The organism is Pseudomonas sp. GW823-FHT02F05 (assembly GCF_058797315.1).
The window spans coordinates 1-1,717 of record NZ_JBXAJM010000050.1; the positions used below are offsets into that span (position 1 = coordinate 1).

A 1,717-nucleotide genomic window follows, 5' to 3' on the forward strand; every position below is an offset into this window, starting at 1 on the left:
TGATGACCGGCAGCCGGCCGCCATCCCTTACGCTCAGGCATAGGCGTTTCGCTTCGTTCTTTCAGGGTATTGGCCCGCAGGTTGGCGCCAATAATCGGACCGAAGTCTTCCGCGGTCGTCAGCTTGGGAATCGGCTTGCCGGGTTGTCCTGCTTCCTGAATTTCCTTGGGCCAGCGAGGTGCCCAGCACAGCAGTAATGAAATCCAGTGACACAGGGCATGCAGCACGATCAGCGGTGAGAGTAAGGTGCCCGTGATCAACATGGCGACTTTTCCGCCGTTACGCCAAAAGCCAGACATGAAACGAAGGGTTGCGCGGATCGGCTCGATGGGAGTGGGTCTCAGCGTCAGTAGCCGTTTGGGTTTTGGTACCGATTGTGGTCCCTCCTCCATATAGCGGCGGATGAACTCCCAGAACCCGACCAGCTCTTCATTACCGTGCATAGGTCGTCCCAGCATTAGGGTTTCGTCGTAACCCGCACCAGTGTGCTCCGACATAAATGCTAGGAGCAGAAAGCCTCCAATACCCATATATTCTGGATCTTCTGGGCTAACGCCGGGAACCACAGCCTCCCAAGGTAATACAATCATTCCGCCAGCATATTTAGGCCTATTTAGGTAAACCTGCCTTGTTTTACGATGAAAACGTGCAACCAAATATCTTTGCGTAAAAAGCTCTACCCGGACCCAGCGCCAAATATATTTCCAAAGATAGTAATTCATCCCTCCCCAAATCGTAACTTTAAAAACGGCTCCAATTACCGCCTCCATACTCCAAGCATTATGAAAGGAAGAGCTTAAAAAAAGCCTTTCAGCAGACACCCAAAAACTTGCATAAAAAGCATACAGATTCAAAGCCACAGCAACAACCAAAAAGCCAAATGTGATTAAGCCACGCTTCTCCTCCTGAAATGCTGCGCGCACATCAATATAGTCATCACTAAAAAAATATAATGACTCCGCATCAGTCGGCTTTTCAGAAACTGACTCATACGGCTCCCACACCTTGTCATTCGACTTCGTGTGCTGCGTGAGGCTTTGGGCTGAAGCCACCCGCTCGTCTTTTGGAGCCAGATCCTCCCAAAGCTTGCGCTGCTCGGAATTTTCGATTCTTGCGGACCACATAATTCTTTCGAATAAAAACATTAATCGCCCACTGTTTTATTAAATGCCAGTTCAAGCCCCGAGGACTCTTCAATTAGGGACTTATAGCCTTTAGATTTTTTATCCTTTCTGAAAACGGACTTATCACACCATGACTCAATAGCTCCCGGCTCAAGCAACCAGATCAACCCACTTATGGCGAGCCCTGCCCATGCAAGGCGTGCGAGGCTGGCTCGCATCATTCTCAGTATTACTTCACTTGCCAGCCGCCTAGCAATTGACTCCATAAATTTTAGTGCACCAAGAAGGAATTGATTCCCCGTCCTATTCATTAACATTCGTAGATAGGGGCCACTTCCTGAAACTGCGACACCTAGAGTCAACGCAGTTACAGAAAGGGAAGCAGCAGCTCTAATAAAATAAGCAGTTGATAAATAGTTTCTATCCTTCCGTTCCTGATCAATCGAGCTGCTAATGTCTAGAGCCCCACCAATTACTCCGCCAATCGCGCCCAAAAAACCACCATACAACTTCAACCCACCGCCCCAACTGGCCGCTATTCTTCCCGTTGCCGTGGCAGCCCCATATTTCTTACTGGTCCACTCCGCCCCGGT

At 49.4% G+C, this 1,717-nt stretch carries 2 protein-coding genes; both read right to left on the minus strand.

Going from position 1 to position 1,717, the window contains the following annotated elements; all coding sequences use genetic code 11:
- On the minus strand, nucleotides 1-1,145 hold a 1,145-nt coding region (locus AC1RAC_RS28265), incomplete at its 3' end, for a DUF6708 domain-containing protein (protein WP_492617180.1).
- On the minus strand, nucleotides 1,145-1,717 hold a 573-nt coding region (locus AC1RAC_RS28270; protein ID WP_492617181.1), incomplete at its 5' end, for a hypothetical protein. The genes AC1RAC_RS28270 and AC1RAC_RS28265, both read right to left, overlap by 1 nt.